This is a genomic window from Neolewinella sp. (genome assembly GCF_965214665.1).
In the GTDB taxonomy this organism is placed as follows: Bacteria; Bacteroidota; Bacteroidia; order Chitinophagales; family Saprospiraceae; genus Neolewinella.
Genome location: NZ_OZ243970.1, coordinates 3,104,458 through 3,125,513 on the forward strand (window position 1 = coordinate 3,104,458; position 21,056 = coordinate 3,125,513).

Sequence of the window (21,056 nt, forward strand, 5' to 3'; positions counted from 1 at the left end):
CTTCGATCATCCTTGCACCCGCGACCCCGCCCCTATGCGTGTACTGTTGCTACTTTTACTGTGGAATGTGAGCCTGCACGCTCAGGATACGCTGGCCCTGGCCGACTCGATTCGCGCTGTGCTGGAAGAGGGTATTGCCGGTGGGGCCTTCCCCGGTGCGCAGGTGCTGGTGTGGCACAAGGGGGAGCCGCTGGTGCACGTCACGGCCGGCTACCATACCTACGAAAACCGCCGCCCTACCCGCCCGGACGACGTGTACGACCTGGCTTCAGTGACCAAGACCAGCTCCGCCCTGCTGGTGCTCATGCAGCAGTACGGGGAGCACCGGCTGAACTTAGATGCGCCGCTGGGTATCCTCTTTGAGGAGCTCAAGCAGACTGATAAACAGCAGATCCCGCTGCGCTCCGTACTGGCCCACCGCGCCGGCCTGCTGCCCTGGGTACCCTACTGGCAGACGACCCTGCGGGGGGAGGCCCGCTACCCCTGGCGGAAGGGCTGGGAGGCTACGCGGACCAACGACCGGCGCTTCCGCTGGGCCACCATCCGGGCCGATAGCTCGGCCCGTTTCCCAATCCGGCTGACGGACGATATGTGGCTGCACCGCAAGTACCGCCAGCGGCACATCTACCGCGCCATTCGTAAATCGCCGCTCAAGCCGCCCGGGGAGTACGCCTATTCCGGGCTACTCTTCTACCTGCTGCCGGGTTACGTGGAGCGCACTACGGGCACGGACTACCGGCAGTACCTACGCGACAACTTCTACGATCCGCTGGGGGCTACCACGCTGGGCTACCGGCCGCTGGACCGGGGCATCCCCCTCGACCGCATCGTACCCACCGAGGTGGATACCTTCTTCCGTATGGATACCCTGCACGGGGTGGTGCACGACGAGGGGGCGGCCATGATGGATGGCGTGAGTGCTAATGCCGGCCTATTCTCCTCAGCCGAGGACCTAGCTAAGCTATACCAAATGCTGCTCAACGGCGGCATCTACCAGGGCCGGCGCTACCTGACCGAGGAGGCCATCCGGGAGTTTACCCGCTACCAGTACCCCGAGGAGGGCAACCGGCGCGGACTGGGATTCGATAAGCCGCTGCTGGAGTACGATGCGGCCACGAGTTCGGTGGCCGAGGCGGCCTCGCCGGCCAGTTTTGGGCACAGCGGCTATACGGGCACCTTCGTGTGGGTCGACCCGGAGTACGACCTACTGTACGTGTTCCTGAGTAATCGCGTGCACCCGAGCCGGGAGCGGGGGGCCATCTACTCCCTCAGCATCCGGCCCCGCATACACACCCTGCTCTATTCCTTTATAAACCGTAGCGAGGTGGCATCCGAGCCGCGCCGTAGCCGCAGGTAATAGCTACCGGCCGGGAAGGCGGATACGTCGATGGTAGCCCCCCGGGTCTCGGTCACCACGCGCCCATCGCTGCGGTATACCACCACGGGCTGCTGTGGGTCGATCCCACCGGTGAGGTGTACCTTACTGGTGGCCGGATTGGGATACAACGCGATGGTGCCGCTGTCGAGGCGTACACTGATGGGGCCGTATACGGTTTCCGTCCCATCGAAGTCGCGCTGTCGCAGGCGGTACAGGTTTTGGCCCGGGAAAGGTCGATTATCAACGTATACGTAGGTACCATCGCCGGCCGGCATCCGCCCAATCTCGGTGAAGACCCGGCCGGCCTTGCTGCGCTCCAGCACGAAGCCCGCGTTGTCCTGCTCGCTGGCCGTAGCCCAATCCAGCCGTACCGCCCGCTGCATGGACGTAGCCGTGAAGTACAGGAGCTCAACCGGCGCGGCTACCACGCTGGCGCAGGGGGAAGCCTTTACGGCGGGGTCTACGGAGGTGTAGGGGCGGTAGCCACCGGCCGTGTTGCCGTCCGGGTGCAGGGTGAGCGACTCGCCGTCGGGGGCATCGTCGAAGGCGGCCTGGGCTACCACTCGCCCCGCCGGATTGCGCAGCGTGACGGTCTCGGGGGAGTCGTTGTTTAGCCCCAGGAAGCCGCTGGCTATCCCGAATTCACACGGTAGGCTGAGTGACTCGCTTTTTCCGGCAAACACCACGAAGCTCTCCTGGGGTCCCAGCACGGCCCCCTCCGGAAAGGTGAAGCGGGGGCCGGAGTTGGAGCCGTCGTGTAGGGTAAAGCCACCCACCTCCACCTGCCGGTCGCCTACATTATAGATTTCAACGAACTCATCGCCGGCATTCACCTTGCCGTCCTGATTTACATCCTCACCTGGGTCGGCCAGTACCTCGTTGATGACCAGGTCGCTGGGAGCACACTGATCGGCGGGTACATCGATGGGCAATTCAAGGTCGCAGTCGCCGCCGGAGACCCGAACTATATAGGACTGCCCCTCTAGTAAGTCTTCCACTACGATCTTGCCATCCTGCACCCTAGCCGGATCGTCGCCGGTGACCGTCCCGCCCCCGTCCACGGTGACCGTCACGCCCGCCTCGGCACCCCGGTAGGGCAGGCTCAGGCGCACGCCGTCGGCCGCGGCGGTGAAGGCGCTACAGTCGAGCTGGGATTTTCTCAGCTTCACACCACACACGGCATTGCAGCTACCGTCCGTGCCGCTGGCCAGCAGTTGGAGGTCATCGAGGCCGGCCACGTCGTCGCCGTTCTGGTCGAAGTACACCTCCAGGCGGGCAGTCTGGGCGGTACCGGGTATGCGTACCGTATCGGTAACCCAGCCGTCGGTGGATACCCCGCCGCCGTTGCGCCCATCTACTAGCACCACCCGCTCGTGCAGGAAACCGTCCAGGTAGAGTTCGTAGCCAAAGTCGTCGCCACCATCGTAGCCCACCACGGTATAGGCGAACACGAAGCGGGCGCTGGTCAGGTTACAGATCTCACCGGCATCGAAGACAAGGCGGCCTACGGGGTCGCTGGCCAGGGCGTTATCCACATCCCGGGCCGCCCAGAAATGCTCGCCGGCGTAGGCCGTGTCGATGCCCTTGATCCGGGGTACCACGTTCCAGGTCGGCAGTCCGCCGCTGCCGTAGGGGGGCACGTTGGTGGTGTACGGGAGTTGTCCTTCTCGCTCCCCCTCAAAATCCTGTATATATAAGGTATCCTGGGCGCGGCCGCAGGTGCAAAGGGCGTAGAGAAGCAGGAGAGTCAGTAGGTGGCGGGTAGAAAATACGTTCATGCGATTTTTACCACATAGGTCGCCCGCCCCACTCTACTATTCGTGGAGTGGTGTTAAGTTTTATCTTTGCGGCCGGTATGGTATTTCAAATTCGGGACGACGAACGCAGGATTTTCGAGGTTATCGGCCGGGCCGCCGGGCAGCTCGGTTTTCCGACCTACGTGGTCGGAGGCTACGTACGCGACCGCCTGCTGGCTCGCCCGAGCAAGGACCTGGACATCGTCTGCGTAGGCAGCGGCATCGAGCTAGCCCAGTGTGTCGGCGATAGCCTGCAACCCCGTAGCCGGGTCACGGTCTACAAGCGCTTCGGCACCGCCGCCCTGCGTCACCACGACCTCGAGATCGAGTTCGTGGGCGCCCGCAAGGAAAGCTACCGCTCGGATAGCCGTAAGCCCACCGTGGAGTCAGGAAGCCTGGCCGACGACCAGCTACGGCGCGACTTCACCATCAACGCCCTGGCCATCAGCCTTAACGAGCGGGACTACGGCACCATCATCGACCCCTTCAACGGGCTGGAGGACCTGGAGGCTAAGCGCATCGTCACCCCCCTGGAGCCGGGCAAGACCTTTAGTGACGACCCCCTGCGGATGCTGCGAGCCATCCGCTTCGCTACCCAACTGGGCTTTTCGATCGACCCGGTGACCTTCCGGGCCATCCAGGAATACGCCGACCGCATGCGCATCATCAGTTGGGAGCGTATCGCCACGGAGCTCAATAAGATTATGCTGGCCCCGAAGCCGAGCGTGGGTCTGCTACTCCTCGACCGGGCCGGACTGCTGGAGTACATCCTGCCCGAGCTAGCCGCCCTCCGGGGCGTCGAAAGCCGCAATGGCCGTAAGCACAAGGACAATTTCATCCACACCACCAAGGTGGTCGATAAACTAGCCCATAAGAGTCCCGACCTCTGGCTGCGCTGGGCGGCGCTGCTGCACGACATTGGCAAGTCCCGCACCAAGCGCTGGGAACCGGAGGCGGGCTGGACCTTCCACGCCCACGACGCGGTGGGGGAGCGGATGGTGCCCAAGGTATTCCGCCGCCTGCGGCTGCCCAACGATAAGCTGAAGTACGTACAGAAACTTGTGGCCCTGCACCAGCGGCCCATTTCCCTGACCCAGGAGGAGATCAGTGACTCGGCCGTGCGCCGCATCTTATTCGACGCCGGCGAGGACATCGATGATCTGATGACGCTCTGCGAAAGCGACATCACGAGCAAGAACCCACGCAAGGTGAAGCGCTACCTCGAAAACTACGAGCGGCTGCGGGAGCGGATGCGCGAGATCGAGGAAAAAGACCACCTGCGCAACTGGCAGCCCCCCATCAGTGGAGAACTCATCATGGAGACCTTCGGGATCCCCCCCAGCCGGGAGGTGGGCCAGATCAAGGACGGGGTGCGGGAGGCCATCCTCGACGGTGACATCGCCAATGAGTACGGGGCAGCCTACGCTAAAATGCTGGAGGTAGCCGCCGAGCTCTCTATTTCTCCCGTGCGGGCTTAAAGAGAAAAAAGTAGGGGATAATTCCCTGTTTTTTTACCACACCCCACGGTTGTGGGGTGGTACTCCCCCTACCCCCACCCCTATCTTTGAGGTATCGAAAGGGAAGGTGCAACTTCCCCTCGTGGTTTTCCAAAAAGCGTGTTCACTTGATTTGGTGGAGGGATTGTTGGTTTTCCCCCACCGGTTTTTGAAGGTTTGTATTGTAATCCCTGGCGCCAAGGCGCTCTAAATTCCAGTTATTTCGGTAGTTAGAAAACTACGACCAAAGGTCCGCACCACGTGCGGGCCTTTCTTTGTTTTAGGCCAGGGCGCTGCGCCTGCTGCGCTCCCAAAGATAGTACCCGGCCACCAAACCGTACTCCACCCCCACCAGCACGAGGTTTTCCCGGTAGGGCTCCACCACGTAGCTGGTGTAGGTGAACATGATCAGGAACGACCACAGTAGGGGAAAGCGCCAGGGGGTAAACACGCAGAGCCCGATGGGTACGGCCAGGTACCAGGGGTGTACTGTGGTGGCACAGAGTAAGTAGATCGTGAAGGCAGCAAGCCAGCGGCCGGGTAAGCTGCGCCAGTCGGTACGGTCGTCAGCTAGGGCAACGATCAGAATGATTCCGGCCGCAAGCTGGGCCAGCAGCGGACCGAAGCGGGCAATCTGGTTCCAGCCCAGCTCGTAGTAGCCGTAGGCCCGTAGCAGATAGTACACGCTCGCGTTGAACTCAAACTTACGGAAGTAGAGCTCCAGGCTTCCCCCGAACCCCTCCACGAAACCACTGCCCACGAGCAGAGGCAGAAAGAGTAGTCCCGTCACCGCGGCAACTCCCCCGAAGAAGGTCCAGAATGGTCGCCCCCATAGGCGCTTGAGCAGAAAGGGAAGTAACATCAACGGCAGGAGCTTACTGGCTACGGACAGCGCCATTGCACCTGCGGCCCCGGCGTAGTTGCTCTTAGTGAGCAGGTACAGCGACCACAACAAAAAGCAGACCATGGCCCCCTCGAAGTGGAGGTTGCCGACGATCTCCACGATGATGAGCGGGTTGAGCCAGTAGTAGAGCAGGCGCTCGGGCGGCAGCTGAAAGGTGAGGAGCAGTCGGTACAGTAGCAGTAAGCTGCCTAGTTCGGCCAGAAAGAGGACCGCCTTCATCACCACCGCCGCCCCGTACCAACTGGTGGGACTGATCCAGGCCGCCAGGGTAAACACCCCCTGGGCAACGGGGGGGTAGATTGTGTAATAGTCCGGGGAGTTGAGGCGGTTAAACAGCGCCTGACCGAGCCCCTCGGCGCCGTGACCGGGCTCTAAGTAGTAGGCTGGCAGTTGAGTAAATGGATTATGGCCTTCGGCTATCAACCGACCGTCCCAGATGAAGCGGTAGACGTCATCGCTGAGCAGCGGAAAGGCAAAGACCAGCAGGAGGCGCAGCGCGATACCCAGTCCCATCCAGTATTGTAATGGGGTGGCGAGGGGTCGCCAAATCACCAGCAAGTAGCCCAGAAAAGCCAATGTAAAGGCACTAAAGAGGGAGTCAAAGTCCGTACGGTCTACGCCATAGCCTAGGTACAGTACGCCCGCCGCCAGCAGGAAGGCTCCGGCGATACGGGCGGCGAGCCTCATCCGCTCACCTTTGCGGCGACGGCACGGGCCACGTTCTGCCCGTCCATGGCTGCACTCAGGATGCCGCCGGCAAAGCCCGCCCCCTCCCCACAGGGAAAGAGGCTGGCTACCTCCGGGTGCTGGTAGGTCTTGCGGTCACGGGGGATGCGGACCGGCGAGGAGGTACGGCTCTCGGTACTAATCACGTTGGCCTCATCCGTGTAGTAGCCCCGCATCTTGCGACCAAAGTCCCTGACGCCCTGGCGAAGCTTGGTGTAGATGTTTGGCGGAAGGAGCTCGTGGAGGGCCGCCGAATGCAAGCCCGGGATATAGCTCGTATCCGGTAAGTCCTTGGATACCTTAGCCTGCACGAAGTCGGTGAGCCGCTGGGCGGGGGCTCGCTGGCTACCATCGCCGGACTGAAACATCGCGCGCTCGACCGACTGCTGAAAGGCCAGTCCGGCAAAGACCCCGGCTTCTGCGTAGGGGGCCAGGTCCTCGACCTCTACGGCGACTACGGTACCCGAGTTGGCGTAGGGACTATCGCGCCGACTCAGGCTCATGCCATTGACGACTAGCTCGCCGGGGGCAGTGGCGGCCGGCACGACCAGTCCGCCCGGGCACATACAGAAGCTGAATACCCCGCGGTCGCCGACCTGGGTGACCAGCTTATAGCTACTGGCCGGCAAATTCTCCTCCCGCCGTTCCTGTCCGTACTGGATCTTGTCAATCAGCGGCTGGGGGTGCTCGATGCGTACGCCGAGGGCGAAGGGTTTGGCTTCCAGCCGGATGCCGCGGGCGTAGAGTAGCTGGTACACGTCGCGGGCGGAATGTCCGGTGGCGAGGATATAGGCCTCGGCGGTCAGGCGGTAGGTCTGCCCTTCGGGGTCGGTGATGACCAGGGCGGTGAGGTCTGCGGTGTACTCCAAGTCAGTGAGGCGATGCCCGAAGTGGATCTCGCCGCCGTACTTGAGGATTGTCTCCCGCATATTACTTACCACCCCGGGCAGCTTATTGGAGCCGATGTGGGGGTGGGCGTCGATGAGGATGTCCGGCTGGGCACCGTGCTCGACCAGGGTATGTAGGGCCTTGAGGTAGTTGCCGCGCTTGAGACTACGGGTGTAGAGCTTACCGTCGCTGTAGGTGCCGGCCCCGCCCTCACCGAAGCAGTAGTTGGAATCGGGGTCGACCACGCCCTCCTGCTGGATCGCCCGGAGGCTACGGCGGCGGGCGCGCACGTCGCGGCCGCGCTCGATGATGATGGGTTTGAGACCGAGCTCGATCAGCTCTAGGGCGGCGAACATGCCGGCCGGACCGCAGCCCACGATGGCTACCGCGGGTGCTGAGGATACATCCTGAAGCTGAAACCCAGGGGGTGCCTCCGCTACGGGCTCGTCAGTCTGGTGTACGGCCACGCGGAGGCGGAAGACCGGATCATGACCGCGGGCGTCGATGCTGCGGCGGTCTACGGTGAGCTCGCCCAATTGGTGTTCGGGCACCTTTGCCTTTTTACTGACGGCACGGCGCAGGGCCTCCGCATCGTGCAGCGCGGCGGGGGGAAGCTTGATCTCAACGGTGGTCGGCATCGCACGCAAAGGTACGCACTGCCGCGAGCGGGGGGGCTACTGCCCCTGCCGGGTGTATAGTCCGTCGGCAGACGGAGAGAAGACATCGGGCAGGTACACAACGATGTTTACGGACTCGTAGGCGGCCCCCTCGGTACCCTTTACGGTGCGGCGCGTTTTGTCGAAGCTGACGAGCGACATGGCATCACCGGTCACTTCCGGCTTGAGTACGTAGCGGTTCTGCCGCATGTAGAAGTCGAGGATATCCTGCTTGGCGTTTTCGATCTTGACGGTGGTCTCGATGAGGATGTCATCGCCCGGCCAACTGCGGTACTCGACGTGATCGTTGGGATAGACGTCGAAGGAGATCCGATTGACCTGATCAATATCTACGGTCTTGTGAAAGATGTCTGCGGGGTCCTGTGCAAAGACGCCAGCAGCCCAGGCCAGGAGGCCGAGGGTAATAAAGTAACGCATGTTGAGTATCGGTTCCAGTTATTCCAAAAACGGCCGGGCGCGTTGGTTTCTTGCCCAAAATGGCCGCGTATGATGCAATCCATCCCGAAGGTAGGCTTTTATAGCTCCCCTCGGTCCTGGGTTACCTCCCGCGGCTGCTTCACGTTGGGCAGTTTCACCCCCAGGTAGACCAGGTGGTACCCCCCGCCGTCGACATCGATGGACTCCGGATCATGGGGCAGAATCTGTAGCGAGCCGTCCGGTGCCTTGAGGAACAGCGGTACGGAGTAGTTTTCCTCCCGCGCCACGATGAGCAGATCGAGCAGTTCCCGCTGGCTGTACAGCGGTCGCTCGTGCACGACGGCCGCCTCGCGCTGTGCCTCGCTGAAGTTGATGAAGTCGTCTGTATGACTGAAAAGGTGCTCCGCATCGTCAGGCATCCCCCCCGCCTTCATCTCCTCGGTGGTGATGAGGCGGTAGGCACCGCGCTCCCCGAAGAGCTCTTCGTAGCGGCTGATGGCGTACTGATTCACGTCGTTGCTACCGGTCAGGGCCAGCAGGTAGCCCACGTCGAGTAGGTCGTACTCGTCACTGAGGTCGGAGTTGTAAATGTTGGCGACGATGCCGCGTAGCCCCTTCTTGCGCGCTCGCTTGATGTTGCCGGCGTTGCTGTCCACCAGGAAGACCTCCCGGCCCTGCTCATCGAGGTACTCGGCGATGGTGAGCGCGAAGTCAGTAGCCCCCAGGATGAGCACCCCGTTGGAGGAATCCTGGATCACGCCCAGCATCCGGGCTACCAGCTGCGCGGTGGTGGCATTGATCAGCACCGTACCCAGCACGATCATAAACACCAGCGGCGTGATGTACTCCGCCCCCGGCACCCCGTCGGCCGCCAGTTTCAGTCCGAACAGGGAGGCAATACCCGCCGCCACGATCCCCCGCGGCCCCACCCAGCTGATGAATAGTTTCTCGTTGAAGTCCAGGTTCCCCCGCGCCGTACTGGCAAACACGCTCAGCGGCCGTAGCACCAGGATGACGAAGCCGAACAGGGCCAGCGGCCGCCAGTCCTCGGTCAGTAACCGTAGCTCTGACATATTCATATTGGCGGCCAGCAGGATGAAGAGAATACTGATGAGCAGTACACTCAGCGATTCCTTGAACGACAGAATTTCTTTGATCCGTGGCACGTCCTTATTCGCCAGCACCAGCCCCATCACCACTACGGCCAGTAGCCCCGATTCGTGCGCTAGCTGGTCGCTGAGCACGAAGACCAGCAGCACGTAGGCCAGGATGAACACATTGAGCAGGTAGTGCGGCACCAGCTCCCGCTTGATGATCTGAAATAGCCCGTAGCCCGCCAGAAAGCCCAGCGTACCTCCGTAAATGATGATCTGCACGAAGGTGCGCACCGCCTCCCCCGTAAAGCCCAGTCCGTGGTCGGTGGAACTGATGAACTCGAAGACCAGCACGGCCACCAACGCCCCCAGGGGATCGATTAAAATGCCCTCCCACTTTAGCACCGTGCTCACGTTGCGGTTCAGGGGGATATTTTGTAGGATCGGAGCGATCACCGTAGGCCCGGTCACGATGATCAGCGCCGCAAACAGGAAGCTTATGCTCCACCCCAGCCCCATGATAAAGTGAGCCGCCAGCCCCGCACCCAGAAAGGTGATGAGGCTACCGATGGAGATCAACCGCAGAATCGACCGCTGGGTTTCCCGCACCTCCCGAAACTGTAGCGTCAGCCCCCCCTCAAAGAGGATGATGCCGATGGCCAGACTCACGAAGTAGAATAGCGACTCCCCCGGGAAGAGCCCCCGCCCTTCGCCCTCTTCTCCAATCACCTCGAAGATGGGGCTGATGAGCTTGCTCCCGTCAGCGGTAAAGAGGGTAGACAGCGGCCCCACCACCAGCCCGATTACAATCAGCGGCAGGATCGCCGGCACCTTCACCCGCCAGGCAAACCACTGCGCGAAGATGCCCAGGATGATGATGCCGGCGAGTTCCTCCATTATCCCCCAAGCAGGCTGCCCAGTCCGCCGGGTAGCATATTATCCATCATTCCACCGGCCTGCTGCGCCTCGTAGGCGGCCGCCTTTTCCAGGGCGCGGTTGGTCGCTACGACGAGCAGATCTTCCAGGGCCTCTAGGTCGCTGGCGTCCACTTGTTCGGGGTCGATGCTTACGTTCTGGATCGTACGGGTACCGTCGCAGGTGACCTTGACGGCCCCGCCGCCGGCCTCGGCCTCGAAGGACTGCTGGGCCAGTTGCTCCTGCATTTTGGCCTGCATCTCCTCCATCTGCTTCATCATATCTCCAAACATAGCGCGGGTGTTTCGTGAGCTTTGTAAAGGCCGGGGCGGGCTTTTTAGTTTATCCTACCTTTGTCGGTTCAGGATAAATATACACGCACATGGGATTACTAGACGGCAAAGTCGCCCTCATCACCGGTGGCTCCCGCGGCATCGGGGCCGCCCTGGTCCGTAATCTTGCCGCCGCCGGTGCCCGCATCGCCTTCACCTACCGCAGCTCGGCCGGCCCCGCCGAGGCACTGGTCGAGGAGCTCGGCGAGGGGGTCCGGGCTTACCAGAGTGACGCAGCCGATTTCTCCGCCGCCGAGCAGCTCATCAAAGACGTCGTAGCCGACCTGGGCGGCCTCAACATTGTAATCAATAACGCCGGCGTCACCCGCGATACGCTGTTGCTGCGCATGAACGAGGAGCAGTGGGACACCGTCATGGACAACAACCTCAAGTCTGTCTTCAACCTCACCAAGCACGCGCTGCGTCCCATGCTACGCGGCGGCGGTAGCATCATCAATATTTCCAGCATCGTTGGTCTTCAGGGCAACGCCGGCCAGGCTAACTATGCAGCTAGCAAGGCAGGCATTATCGGCTTCAGTAAGTCCGTCGCTAAGGAGATGGGCAGCCGCAACATCCGCTGCAACGTCATTGCCCCCGGCTTCATCGAAACGGACATGACCGATGAGCTACCCGAAAAGGTCCGGCAGGACTACCTGGCCGGCATCCCCCTCAAACGCTTCGGCACCGCCGAGGAGGTTGCCGGGGCCTGTATCTTCCTTGCCTCCGACCTAAGTAGCTACGTCAACGGGCAGGTCCTCAGCGTTGACGGAGGTCTGTCTTAGTGGTCATCGACGTCATCATACCCGCCTACAACGAGGAGGCGAGCATCGGGCTGGTCATCGCCGAACTACCCCGTGCGCTCATTCGGGAGATTATTGTCTGCGACAACAACAGCCGGGACCGTACGGCACAGCTGGGCGCGGCCGCAGGTGCAACGGTGGTCCGGGAGCTCCGGCCGGGCTACGGGTCCGCCTGCCTGCGCGGAATGCAGCACATCGCCCACCGCCCGGTGGAAGAGCAACCCGATATCGTCGTGTTCGTCGACGGGGACCACAGCGATTTCCCCGAGCAGCTCCCCGAGCTCGTGGCCCCCATTACGCAGGGAGAATTTGATCTGGTAATTGGGTCACGGGCCCTGGGCCAGACCGAAGCCGGTAGCATGACCCTGCCCCAGGTATTCGGTAATTGGTTGGCCACTAACTTAATTCGGTTGTTCTACGGCTACGAGTTTACGGACCTGGGGCCGTTTCGGGCCATCCGCTATTCGGCATTGGTGGAGCTGGGTATGCGGGATCCGGACTTCGGCTGGACGGTAGAGATGCAGGTGCGCGCTGCCAAGGCCGGACTGCGGTGCACGGAGGTGCCCGTGCGTTACCGGCAGCGGATCGGTGTATCGAAAATATCGGGTACCGTGCGTGGTACGTTACTGGCTGGGCATAAGATCCTGTGGACGATCTTCAAACTGATCTGAGCATGACGGTACTGGCATTCGTGGTACTGGCCGTCTATACGCTGAGTCTGCTGTACATCACGGTGTACTGCCTGCTGCAATTTAACCTGCTCTACCACTACAAGCTGAGTCCGAACCCTACCGACCACCCGGTGTCGCGCGAGCCGCTTGCACCCCCGATAGCTATCGGGGCCCCGCCCCAACTTCCCTTCGTGACGGTGCAACTACCGATCTACAACGAATACTACGTCATTGAACGGCTCATCGATACGGTGGCAGCCTTTGACTATCCGCGAGACCGCTACGAAATCCACGTGCTGGACGATAGTACGGACGAGACCGTGGACCTCGTAGCGCGCAAGGTGGCGGAGTACAGGGTGCAGGGTTACCTAATCCGACAGATCATCCGTCCTAACCGCCAGGGTTATAAGGCCGGGGCACTGCGCGACGGGATGGCCGAGGCACGGGGGGAGTTCATCGCCATTTTTGACGCGGACTTCGTGCCCGAGCCGAGCTTCCTGCGGCGGACAATCCCCTACTTCGCCGATCCGGAGGTGGGGGTGGTACAGACGCGTTGGGAACACCTGAACCAGGACTACAGCATCATCACCCGCCTACAGGCCCTGCAACTCAACGTGCACTTTACGGTGGAACAGGTGGGACGGATGAACGGGGGCCACCTACTGCAATTCAATGGCACGGCGGGGGTGTGGCGGCGGGAGGCCATCGAGGCGGGCGGGGGCTGGCAACCGGATACGCTGACCGAGGACCTGGACCTGAGTATCCGGAGTCAACTGGCGGGGTACCGCATTTACTTTTTGGAGCGGGTGGGGAGTCCGGCCGAGCTACCGGTGGAAATGAACGGCTTCAAGAGTCAGCAGCACCGCTGGATGAAGGGGGGTGCCGAGACGGCCCGCAAAATGCTGCCCGACGTATGGCGCAGCGCCCTGCCCTGGAACCACAAGGTGCACGCTACGGCACACCTGCTAGCTTCTTCAATCTTTCTCTTTGTGTTCTTGTGCGCGGTGTTTAGTGTGCCACTGCTGTTCCTGTTCGGGGAGCTGGTGCAGTATGGCTTTAGTAAAAACTTCTTCGCGATCTTCCTGACCGGGCTACTCTCCGTAATCGGCATTTACTACGTGGCCAACGTACAGAGCGTAGCGAATAAGGAGCGCAGTTTCGGAAAATCAGTGTTCAAGTTCTTTTTTCTTTTCCCGCTGTTTCTGGCGCTGAGTATGGGGCTCTCGCTGCACAACTCGGTGGCGGTACTCCAGGGCTACCGGGGGAAGAAAAGCGCCTTCGTGCGCACGCCGAAGTTCAACATCAGCTCCGTGCGGGATAAGCTCACCGCGAAGCGCTACCTCTCTGGCAAGCTGAACCTGATCACGGTTGGGGAGGGATTGCTGTGCCTGTACTTTCTCTTTGCGGTATGGGGGGGCTTTTACCTGGAGAATACCATCTTCGTGGTGTTTCACGGGCTGCTGGCGTTGGGGTTTGGGGCGATCTTCTTCTTTAGCGTGAAGCATTTGGGGCTGGTGAAGTAGACCCGATTTAGTAGACCCACTTCGTGGGGTAGAGGGCTCGCTGGCGCGTTCGCCCGTAGACCGCTTTGCGGTTAGATAGGCGAATGTGCTAATTCGATTCGGTTATTAACTATCCAACCGTGCCATTCTCTGCCGTAGTTCATGCCGAGGTAATTGGTGGTCAGTCGGAATGCAGCGTAGAATGATTCGTTGATTTGGCGGTCATTGCTACAGGAGAGCACGCTGAGTTGCTTCCCGCGTAACTGCCGGCCAAGGGATTTGTGGGTGGTGAGTAAGTCGGAGAAGCGATCGAGAAACACCTTAAGCTGAGCACTCATGGTGTACCAGTAAACTGGACTGGCTAGGACGATGTGATCGTGGGGAAGCAGGTAGGTCTCGATGAGATGGATAAATTGATCGCCGGTGGGGTAGTCGGCGGTGTAGCGGTAGGGGGAGAGCTGGTAGTCTAGGAGGTCTACTATGGAAGCTTCTAGCTTCTCCGCTAACGTGGTGGCGACCTTTGCAGTGTTACCGTTACGGCGTGCGCTACCCACAATGATGATACTGGACATATATCTTAGACAATCATCAACGTACCAAGGTCGAGCGGCCTTTGTTTTACGAGAAAGCCCCGATCCACGTGGTAGATCGGGGCTTTGTGGTTCTAGCTGCCGAAGTCGTCAAAAGCGATATTCTCTTCGGGGACGCCGAGCTCGTCGAGCATGTTCTGGACGGCCTGAAGCATCAGGGGCGGGCCGCAGAGGTAGTACTCGATCTCCTCGGGCTCAGGGTGATCCTTGAGGTAGTTGTCGAGGACGGCCTGGTGGATAAAGCCGGTCATACCGTCCCAATTATCTTCGGGCAGGGCATCGCTGAGGGCGATGTGGTAGCTGAAGTTGGGAAAGTCCTTCTCGATATCGTTGAACTCCTCCGTGTAGAAAAGCTCGGCCTTGGAGCGGCCACCGTACCAGTAGCTGACCTTGCGGTCGGTCTTCAGCGTGTGAAAGAGGTGGAAGATGTGGCTACGCAAGGGGGCCATGCCGGCACCACCGCCGATGTAGACCATCTCCTTGTCGGTGGGCTTAATGAAGAACTCACCGTAGGGGCCGGAGATCGTGACCTTGTCACCGGGTTTCTGGTTGAAGACGTAGCTGGAGCACACACCGGGATTTACATCCAGGTAGGCGTTCTTCTGCCGGTCGAAGGGCGGGGGTGCGATACGGATGTTGAGCATGATGATGTCACCTTCCCCGGGGTGGTTGGCCATGGAATAGGCGCGGAATTGTTCTTCATCATTCTTCATGACAAAATCCCACATGCCGAACTTATCCCAATCAGGCTTGAATTTGTCGGCGGGCGCTCCCTTATGAAACACCGGGTGGGGAGTAATGTCGAAGTTCTTAAAGTCGACGGTCACCTTGGGTACATCGATCTGGATGTAGCCGCCGGACTCGAAGTCCATCTTCTCCCCCTCAGGTAGGCGGACGACGAACTCCTTGATAAAGGTAGCTACGTTATAGTTCCGGTCCACGGTACACTCCCACTTTTTGATACCAAAGATTTCCTCAGGAATGTGAATTTCCATATCCTCGCGCACCTTTACCTGACAAGCCAGCCGCTTGTGCTCGGCGACCTCACGACGGGTAAGGTGGTTAAGCTCGGTGGGCAGCACGTCGCCGCCGCCCTTGGTGATCTCGCACTCACACATAGCGCAAGTACCACCGCCCCCGCAGGCGGAGGGAAGGAAAACGCTCTTATCGGACAGGGCCGAGAGCAGTGAGTTGCCGGGTTGAACCATTAGGGGGTTCTCGGTATCTCCGTTGACAACGATCTTGACCTCGCCCTGGGGTACGAGTCTGCGGCGTGCGACGAGCAGCATCGTAATGAGTGCGAGCACGATGAGCGTAAAGACGACAACGGCTGCTCCAATGGTGATCATGGTTGGATACTTTTATACGTAAGCCGGAAGGAAAGCCGGGGGTTTATCTACTGGGGGTAAAACTTACTCGGCCGCCTCGGGCTGCCAACCGGCGAATACCGAGGGATCGATACCGGTGAGGCTCAGAAAGGCGATACCCATTAGGCCCGTAATCAGGAACGCCATCCCCAGTCCGCGCAGTGCCGGGGGTACATTGCTGTACCGAATACGCTCGCGGATAGCCGCCAGTGCGATGATCGCCAAGAACCAGCCGAAACCACCTCCCAGTCCGAAAGCTACCGACTCGCTCAGGTTATACTCCCGGCTCACCATAAAGAGGCTACCTCCGAGGATCGCGCAGTTCACCGTAATAAGCGGAAGGAAGATGCCCAGCGCGGCATAGAGGCCGGGAGAGAACTTCTCCAGCACCATCTCCACCAGCTGTACGGTAGAGGCAATAACGGCGATGAAGAGGATAAAGCGTAGGAATTCAAGGTCCGCCGGAATCAGCACGTACTCGTTGATGATCCAGTTGATGGGCATCGTCACGCCAAGTACGAAGATGACCGCCAGACCCAGACCACTCGCCGTGCTCAGCGTTTTCGATACGGCCAGAAAGGAGCACATACCGAGAAAGTAAGCCAGCACCATGTTCTCGATGAAGGCCGACTTGATGAAGATGTTGAGGAAATCACCCATGGCAGTGTAGGATTAGGGGATTGAGGGACGGGGAAGAACTGGATTACGAGATGTCAACCAGCTTGGTATTGTAGCTGCGCTGTAGCCAGATAAACACCGCGATGACGAACATCGCCGCGGCCGGTAGTACCATCAGGTTGTTGTTAGCGTACCAACCGAAGAAGCTGCCGATGCCGCTCTCGGCGGCGGTATTGATCAGGTACTTGGTGGAGTCACTGCTGGGGCCGATGATATTCAACGCAATCCCGGAGCCGGCAAAGAGGCTGCCCTTGCCGAAAAGCTCCCGCACAAACCCTACGGCAACTAGGATAAGGCCGTACCCCAGTCCGTTACCAACGCCGTCCAGGAAAGACCGCCAGGGCTTATTCGCCATAGCGAAGGCCTCCAGACGCCCCATCACGATGCAGTTGGTGATGATGAGACCGATGTAAACCGAAAGCTGCTTGTATACGGGGAAGGCCAGCACCTTTAGTGCCTCGTTAACGAGCGTCACCAAAGTAGCGATGATGACCAGCTGCACGATCAGGCGAACGGCCTTCGGAATGATGTTGCGCATCAGTGAGGTTGCCAGACTGGAGAAGGCCGTCACAAACACAACCGCAACGGCCATCACTAGAGAGGGGTAGACCAAAGAGGTCACCGCCAGTGCCGAGCATACCCCCAGTACCTGAATGGTGATGGGGTTGTTGTCAAGCAGGGGGTCGGTAATTAGGATCTTCTCTTTTTTGCCAAATAGGGGCTGCTTTTCCTCCGGCCGATCGTCAGTAACAACACCTGTTTTAATTTCAGTTGATTCTGCCATGTCTGTGTAGCTAGCTATGGATATAGGCTACCACCCACGCCCTACGGCGCCGTGGTAGGCAGTGGAAAATTACTTAAGGTTCATACTAGTCGCCTCGCCGGACTCGGCGCGCTGTTCCTCGATAAAGGGTTCGTAGGCCTTGAGACCTTTGTAGAGCATTTTGGTAACGCCATCGCCGGTAATGGTAGCACCGCTCAGACCATCGACCTCGTGCTCCTGATCGACGGCACCGCCCTTGCGGACCAAGATGCTGACAAACTTGTCACCATCGTAGATTTTCTTGCCCTTAAACTGGTTCTTCCAGCCGGCATTGTCCTTGATCTCGGCACCCAAACCGGGAGTTTCACCCGCGTGGTCAAAGCTGGCCCCGGTCACCGTGTTGAGGTCGCTAGCCAGGGCGATGTTGCCCCAGATAGCGTCCCAGAGTCCGTTACCGCGGACGCTGAAGACGTAGTAGCGATCACCGTCGATATTGAAAATATTGACGGGGTATTCCCGCTGGTCCTCCGGCTTTTTGTATTCGGTAGCTAGATCAATACTGGCAAAATCCACGTCGTCAAGTACCTCTCCGGAGGTATTAACTACAACCTGCTCTACCTGATCGTCAAAAATTTCAAGTACCTCCTCGTCGGTGAGACCGCTAATGGATTTACCCGCTGCGGCCAGAGGCTCGGCTACGGTAGCCAGGATCTCCCGCTTGTTGAAAACGTCTTCGTTTCGCGCTGCCGCTCCCGCCGTAGCGGTCCGAAAGCCAGCCAGTACGAGGGCCACAAGGACCGTCATAATGGTACCGAAGGTGTAGATATATTTAGTGCTCATGGCAGGGTGGGGTTTAGTAGATGCCGAGGTTACCGACCGGGCGGTAGTCATCGGCGTTCTCGGGGGTGAAGACCTCGACGTCACCACGCTTGGTGATGAGCTCGTCGCGGGTCTTAGCCATACTGGCAGTCCGCTTGGCGCGACGCTTGATGTTAGCCTGGTAAACGTAGTGGTCGATGAGGGGCGCAAAGGTATTCATCAGTAGGATGGATAGCATCCACCCCTCGGGGTAAGCGGGGTTCAGCACCCGAATGATGAGGCCAATAAAGGCCACTAGGAAACCGTAAATCCACTTGCCGGTGGGCGTATCGGCACTGCTTACGGGGTCGGTGGCCATAAAGGTGATCGCGAAGAGGAAGCTGCCCATGATCATCTGCCGCAGCGGGTGGATGGCCATGAACTTAAAGATACCGGGGGTATCGGCCGTGAGCTCGGAGGGAGCGATGGCGTTAAGCATGAAGCCACCGACCATAAAGCCGATCAGGCCACCAACGATGGTGCGGTAGTCAGCAATACGGGTGAACATGATGAAGGCCATACCGATCAGGATCAGGGGTACGCTCGACTCCCCGATCGAACCGGGAATGTTACCCCAGAAGATCGCACTCTGGTCGTAGACTGCGGAGACGCCCTCCCAGCCTTCCTTAGCCGCGATGCCCAGCGGCGTCGCTCCGGTAAAGCCGTCCGCCACGAGCTGGCCGCCCTGACCGAAGGTATTCCAACCCAAACCGGCAAACACCCAGTCGAAGGCGTGGTGAACAATGCTGTAAGCCTCGCTTGCATAGACGCCGACATCGACCTTCTCGATACCGCTAATCCAGACCTCATCACCCGAGATCGTAGTGGGGTAGGCAAAGAAGATAAATACCCGCGAGAGCAAGGCAATATTCCAGATATTCATACCCGTACCGCCGAAGGCTTCCTTACCCAGCACGACGGCAAAAGCTACGGAAAGGCCCAGGATCCACAGGGGAATATCGGGCGGCATGATGAGGGGAATGAGTGCGCCGGAAACCAGGAAGCCCTCCTCTACGGAGTGGCCCTTCTTGGCGGCGTAAATGAACTCAATACCCAGGCCCACTACGTGAGTGACTACGAAGATCGGAATGACCTGAATCAGACCGTAGACAATCTTAAGGTGAAAACCCTCCAGCAAACCGGTGTACTGACCCAGCGCGTTGAAGTGCTGATTGCCAATGTTCCAGGTGCCGAAGATATAGAGTAGCTGTAGCGCCAGTACCACCCAGACCATCTGCCGCTTGAGGTCCATACCGTCACGCACGTGCACACCGCCCTTGGTGGTGGAGCCGGGCTGGAAGAGGAAGGTATAGAAGGCGTCATAAGTCGTAGAAAGGAGCGGCTGGGTAGCGTGGTCCGGCTCGAACTTCTTGACGAAATCATTCAATGCTTTCATAGCTGTTGGATAGCGACTGTATGAGAAAACAGCCCGACAATTCTATAGTTGTTAACCCTGCGCAATCATGGTGTCGTGTCCCTGACGCAATATTTGCTGTAGCGGCTGCTTGCTTACGCAGGCAAATTCCGCCAGGGCAACATCCTCCGGCACGAGCTCGTAGATACCCAGTCCCTCCATGTTCTCCAGGTCGTTGACCAGGATCGACTTCATGAGGAACGTAAGGTAGATGTCCATCGGCATCACCTGTTCGTAATCGTTGTTGACCACGAAGGCCCGCTTTTCCCCGTGGGTGTTGGTGGTGATGTCCAGGTGATTGCTCAGTACCGGGATGGTCGGCGACACCGAGGCACGCTCTTTAATGGGCAGCAGCCAACCGAAGAGCTCCGGCTCGTCGCCCTCCAAAATAGCAGTTACCTGGTTATCAAAGAAGTTGAGGAAGCCGTCCTTGGTGGTCTGGGTGCCCGAGAGTACGTCTCCGCTGATGATGCGCGAGTGCTCCCGCAGGTCGTGCCCGGCAATGAGCTCACCGATGTTAGCACCGATCTTGGTGCGCGCGTAACAGGGGTCGGAAAAGCTAGGGCCCGAGATGGCTACCAGGCGGCTAGTGTCTAGCCGTCCGTGCTGAAACAGCTCCCCGATCATGAGCACGTCCTGCACATCCAGCGTCCAGACGGTATTGTCTCCCGTACCCACGGGGTGGATATGGTGGATCTGTACGCCTACATTACCGGCCGGGTGGGCACCACGGAAGTAACGCTTCTCCACGCCCCGCGTCATGGCAAAGGGGGGTTCTTTCTTGCCGCGGCCGTCGAGGCCCAGGTAGACGAGCCCGTCGGTGAGGCGGCGCACGACGTTGATGCCGGTCTGCCAGACGTCCATACGGCCACGCACGGCAAGGCTGAGGTCGGGACCTACGGGCGAGGTATCGAAGGTGGAGATGAAGATGTCGCGGGGCACGATATCGGGGTCGGCCACGATGTTGTAGGGCCGCTGGCGGATGGCCGGCCACACGCCGCTTTCGAGCAGAAACTCCACGAGTTCTTCGCGCGAGGCGTTGCCTTTGGGCAGGTCGTACTCCCGGTACTGCTGCTCCTTATCGGCCAGGATCACGATGTTGGCGATGGAGCGCTTCAGGCCCCGGTTCACGCCGATCACCTCCCCGCTTACGGGGGCGCAGAACTTGATCCGGCTGAGCTGCTTGTCGTAAAAAATGGGGTCGCCGGCCTTGACCGTGTCGCCCTCTTCGACGACCACCTTCGGAATGGGCCGTAGGCCAAAAAAGTCCGGTGGACTCAGGGCAAAACGGGTAACCTTTGGTTCGCGGATATCGTCCGAAGGCTCGCCTGCCATCGGGATATCGTAGCCGGCCCGTAGGCTGTACACGTGGCTCTTCTTGAGGTAGTCTGGCAGTTTGCCGCGAAACAACTGATTGAAATGGGGAAACAATCCAGCCTCCTTCTCCGCATTGAGCCCCATTTGCTTGGACTCAATAACCATGAAGTTATCTGCCACACTGACCACAATGTAGAAAAAGATGATCAGCGACAGGGCCGCAATACCGTAAAACACCAGGTTTCCACCCGACAGAGGATCGGCCTGCGACTGTAGGGCAAATGCGGCAACAAGCAGCAGAAGAAGGCCAGCCGGTTTCGTGAATTTCATACGCGTGGGGCTGCGTTTGTGAGGGTAAATCGGACTGCAAGCAGCCGACAAAGGGGAGAAATTGCGGCAAAGTTACGACTTAACGATGGTCCGGCCCCGTCAGGCTGGACCATGTTAAAATTGTCGCCTTATTTAGATTTCGT

At 59.6% G+C, this 21,056-nt stretch carries 18 protein-coding genes; 5 read left to right on the forward strand and 13 right to left on the reverse strand.

All coding sequences use genetic code 11. The annotated features are described in order from the left end of the window. The first annotated feature begins 34 nt into the window (after window positions 1-34). On the forward strand, window positions 35-1,357 hold the full coding sequence (locus ACOOHD_RS13405; RefSeq protein WP_420458391.1) for a serine hydrolase domain-containing protein: 1,323 nt from the start codon (window positions 35-37) through the stop codon (window positions 1,355-1,357). Here the strand turns inward: ACOOHD_RS13405 and ACOOHD_RS13410 are convergent. Beyond that, window positions 1,300-3,156 (reverse strand): lamin tail domain-containing protein, encoded by a 1,857-nt coding sequence (locus ACOOHD_RS13410; protein WP_420458392.1) that lies wholly within the window; start codon window positions 3,154-3,156, stop codon window positions 1,300-1,302. The two genes, ACOOHD_RS13405 and ACOOHD_RS13410, sit on opposite strands and share 58 nt — an antisense overlap. A 77-nt stretch (window positions 3,157-3,233) precedes the next feature. Here ACOOHD_RS13410 and ACOOHD_RS13415 point away from each other — a divergent pair, with 77 nt between their 5' ends. Further along, window positions 3,234-4,652, forward strand: a complete 1,419-nt coding sequence (locus ACOOHD_RS13415) for a CCA tRNA nucleotidyltransferase (protein WP_420458393.1) — start codon at window positions 3,234-3,236, stop codon at window positions 4,650-4,652. Between the two features lie 298 nt (window positions 4,653-4,950). Here ACOOHD_RS13415 and ACOOHD_RS13420 read toward each other — a convergent pair whose 3' ends face one another. From ACOOHD_RS13420 to ACOOHD_RS13440, 5 genes are all read right to left on the reverse strand, one after another. Further along, a complete protein-coding gene (locus tag ACOOHD_RS13420) occupies window positions 4,951-6,261 on the reverse strand; it encodes a hypothetical protein (protein ID WP_420458394.1) in 1,311 nt (436 codons plus the stop codon). Further along, window positions 6,258-7,826, reverse strand: a complete 1,569-nt coding sequence (locus ACOOHD_RS13425) for an NAD(P)/FAD-dependent oxidoreductase (protein ID WP_420458395.1) — start codon at window positions 7,824-7,826, stop codon at window positions 6,258-6,260. Before ACOOHD_RS13425 ends, ACOOHD_RS13420 begins: the two co-directional genes overlap by 4 nt. 36 nt (window positions 7,827-7,862) lie before the next feature. Beyond that, window positions 7,863-8,282, reverse strand: coding sequence for a hypothetical protein (locus ACOOHD_RS13430; RefSeq protein WP_420458396.1), 420 nt, complete (start codon window positions 8,280-8,282; stop codon window positions 7,863-7,865). A gap of 98 nt (window positions 8,283-8,380) precedes the next feature. Beyond that, window positions 8,381-10,273 carry a cation:proton antiporter gene (locus ACOOHD_RS13435; protein WP_420458397.1) on the reverse strand — a complete coding sequence of 631 codons (1,893 nt, stop codon included), beginning with the start codon at window positions 10,271-10,273 and terminating at the stop codon, window positions 8,381-8,383. Next, window positions 10,273-10,572, reverse strand: coding sequence for a YbaB/EbfC family nucleoid-associated protein (locus ACOOHD_RS13440; protein ID WP_420458398.1), 300 nt, complete (start codon window positions 10,570-10,572; stop codon window positions 10,273-10,275). The genes ACOOHD_RS13435 and ACOOHD_RS13440 overlap by 1 nt, the downstream gene beginning before the upstream one ends. Before the next feature lie 101 nt (window positions 10,573-10,673). Here ACOOHD_RS13440 and fabG point away from each other — a divergent pair, with 101 nt between their 5' ends. The 3 genes from fabG to ACOOHD_RS13455 are packed head-to-tail and all read left to right on the forward strand — an operon-like array spanning window position 10,674 to window position 13,617. Continuing rightward, entirely contained in the window at window positions 10,674-11,405 is a 732-nt protein-coding gene (fabG, locus tag ACOOHD_RS13445) for a 3-oxoacyl-[acyl-carrier-protein] reductase (protein ID WP_420458399.1), read from the forward strand. Next, window positions 11,405-12,094 carry a glycosyltransferase family 2 protein gene (locus ACOOHD_RS13450; RefSeq protein WP_420458400.1) on the forward strand — a complete coding sequence of 230 codons (690 nt, stop codon included), beginning with the start codon at window positions 11,405-11,407 and terminating at the stop codon, window positions 12,092-12,094. Before fabG ends, ACOOHD_RS13450 begins: the two co-directional genes overlap by 1 nt. Before the next feature lie 2 nt (window positions 12,095-12,096). Further along, a complete protein-coding gene (locus ACOOHD_RS13455; RefSeq protein ID WP_420458401.1) occupies window positions 12,097-13,617 on the forward strand; it encodes a cellulose synthase family protein in 1,521 nt (506 codons plus the stop codon). A 71-nt stretch (window positions 13,618-13,688) separates the two neighbouring features. Here ACOOHD_RS13455 and ACOOHD_RS13460 read toward each other — a convergent pair whose 3' ends face one another. The 7 genes from ACOOHD_RS13460 to ACOOHD_RS13490 all read right to left on the reverse strand — a co-directional run bounded on the left by ACOOHD_RS13460 (window position 13,689) and on the right by ACOOHD_RS13490 (window position 20,913). Then, entirely contained in the window at window positions 13,689-14,168 is a 480-nt protein-coding gene (locus tag ACOOHD_RS13460; RefSeq protein WP_420458402.1) for a flavodoxin family protein, read from the reverse strand. 92 nt (window positions 14,169-14,260) lie between these two features. Continuing rightward, on the reverse strand, window positions 14,261-15,535 hold the full coding sequence (nqrF, locus tag ACOOHD_RS13465; protein WP_420458403.1) for an NADH:ubiquinone reductase (Na(+)-transporting) subunit F: 1,275 nt from the start codon (window positions 15,533-15,535) through the stop codon (window positions 14,261-14,263). Between the two features lie 63 nt (window positions 15,536-15,598). Further along, window positions 15,599-16,213 carry an NADH:ubiquinone reductase (Na(+)-transporting) subunit E gene (gene nqrE, locus ACOOHD_RS13470; RefSeq protein WP_420458404.1) on the reverse strand — a complete coding sequence of 205 codons (615 nt, stop codon included), beginning with the start codon at window positions 16,211-16,213 and terminating at the stop codon, window positions 15,599-15,601. A 43-nt stretch (window positions 16,214-16,256) separates the two neighbouring features. Next, entirely contained in the window at window positions 16,257-17,015 is a 759-nt protein-coding gene (locus ACOOHD_RS13475) for an NADH:ubiquinone reductase (Na(+)-transporting) subunit D (RefSeq protein ID WP_420458405.1), read from the reverse strand. 69 nt (window positions 17,016-17,084) lie between these two features. Then, window positions 17,085-17,834: an FMN-binding protein gene (locus ACOOHD_RS13480; protein ID WP_420458406.1), complete on the reverse strand. Its 750-nt coding sequence runs from the start codon at window positions 17,832-17,834 to the stop codon at window positions 17,085-17,087. 13 nt (window positions 17,835-17,847) lie between these two features. Beyond that, complete coding sequence (locus ACOOHD_RS13485; RefSeq protein ID WP_420458407.1) at window positions 17,848-19,248, reverse strand: NADH:ubiquinone reductase (Na(+)-transporting) subunit B; 1,401 nt, start codon at window positions 19,246-19,248, stop codon at window positions 17,848-17,850. 51 nt (window positions 19,249-19,299) lie between these two features. Then, window positions 19,300-20,913: a Na(+)-translocating NADH-quinone reductase subunit A gene (locus ACOOHD_RS13490; RefSeq protein ID WP_420458408.1), complete on the reverse strand. Its 1,614-nt coding sequence runs from the start codon at window positions 20,911-20,913 to the stop codon at window positions 19,300-19,302. Window positions 20,914-21,056: the final 143 nt, after the last annotated feature.

Bases quoted from the DNA above. Each gene is read 5' to 3' on its own strand.
- ACOOHD_RS13405 (WP_420458391.1), top strand. From the start codon at position 35: ATGCGTGTACTGTTGCTACTTTTACTGTGGAATGTGAGCCTGCACGCT.
- ACOOHD_RS13410 (WP_420458392.1), bottom strand. From the start codon at position 3,156: ATGAACGTATTTTCTACCCGCCACCTACTGACTCTCCTGCTTCTCTAC.
- ACOOHD_RS13415 (WP_420458393.1), top strand. From the start codon at position 3,234: ATGGTATTTCAAATTCGGGACGACGAACGCAGGATTTTCGAGGTTATC.
- ACOOHD_RS13420 (WP_420458394.1), bottom strand. From the start codon at position 6,261: ATGAGGCTCGCCGCCCGTATCGCCGGAGCCTTCCTGCTGGCGGCGGGC.
- ACOOHD_RS13425 (WP_420458395.1), bottom strand. From the start codon at position 7,826: ATGCCGACCACCGTTGAGATCAAGCTTCCCCCCGCCGCGCTGCACGAT.
- ACOOHD_RS13430 (WP_420458396.1), bottom strand. From the start codon at position 8,282: ATGCGTTACTTTATTACCCTCGGCCTCCTGGCCTGGGCTGCTGGCGTC.
- ACOOHD_RS13435 (WP_420458397.1), bottom strand. From the start codon at position 10,273: ATGGAGGAACTCGCCGGCATCATCATCCTGGGCATCTTCGCGCAGTGG.
- ACOOHD_RS13440 (WP_420458398.1), bottom strand. From the start codon at position 10,572: ATGATGAAGCAGATGGAGGAGATGCAGGCCAAAATGCAGGAGCAACTG.
- fabG (WP_420458399.1), top strand. From the start codon at position 10,674: ATGGGATTACTAGACGGCAAAGTCGCCCTCATCACCGGTGGCTCCCGC.
- ACOOHD_RS13455 (WP_420458401.1), top strand. From the start codon at position 12,097: ATGACGGTACTGGCATTCGTGGTACTGGCCGTCTATACGCTGAGTCTG.
- ACOOHD_RS13460 (WP_420458402.1), bottom strand. From the start codon at position 14,168: ATGTCCAGTATCATCATTGTGGGTAGCGCACGCCGTAACGGTAACACT.
- nqrF (WP_420458403.1), bottom strand. From the start codon at position 15,535: ATGATCACCATTGGAGCAGCCGTTGTCGTCTTTACGCTCATCGTGCTC.
- nqrE (WP_420458404.1), bottom strand. From the start codon at position 16,213: ATGGGTGATTTCCTCAACATCTTCATCAAGTCGGCCTTCATCGAGAAC.
- ACOOHD_RS13475 (WP_420458405.1), bottom strand. From the start codon at position 17,015: ATGGCAGAATCAACTGAAATTAAAACAGGTGTTGTTACTGACGATCGG.
- ACOOHD_RS13480 (WP_420458406.1), bottom strand. From the start codon at position 17,834: ATGAGCACTAAATATATCTACACCTTCGGTACCATTATGACGGTCCTT.
- ACOOHD_RS13485 (WP_420458407.1), bottom strand. From the start codon at position 19,248: ATGAAAGCATTGAATGATTTCGTCAAGAAGTTCGAGCCGGACCACGCT.
- ACOOHD_RS13490 (WP_420458408.1), bottom strand. From the start codon at position 20,913: ATGAAATTCACGAAACCGGCTGGCCTTCTTCTGCTGCTTGTTGCCGCA.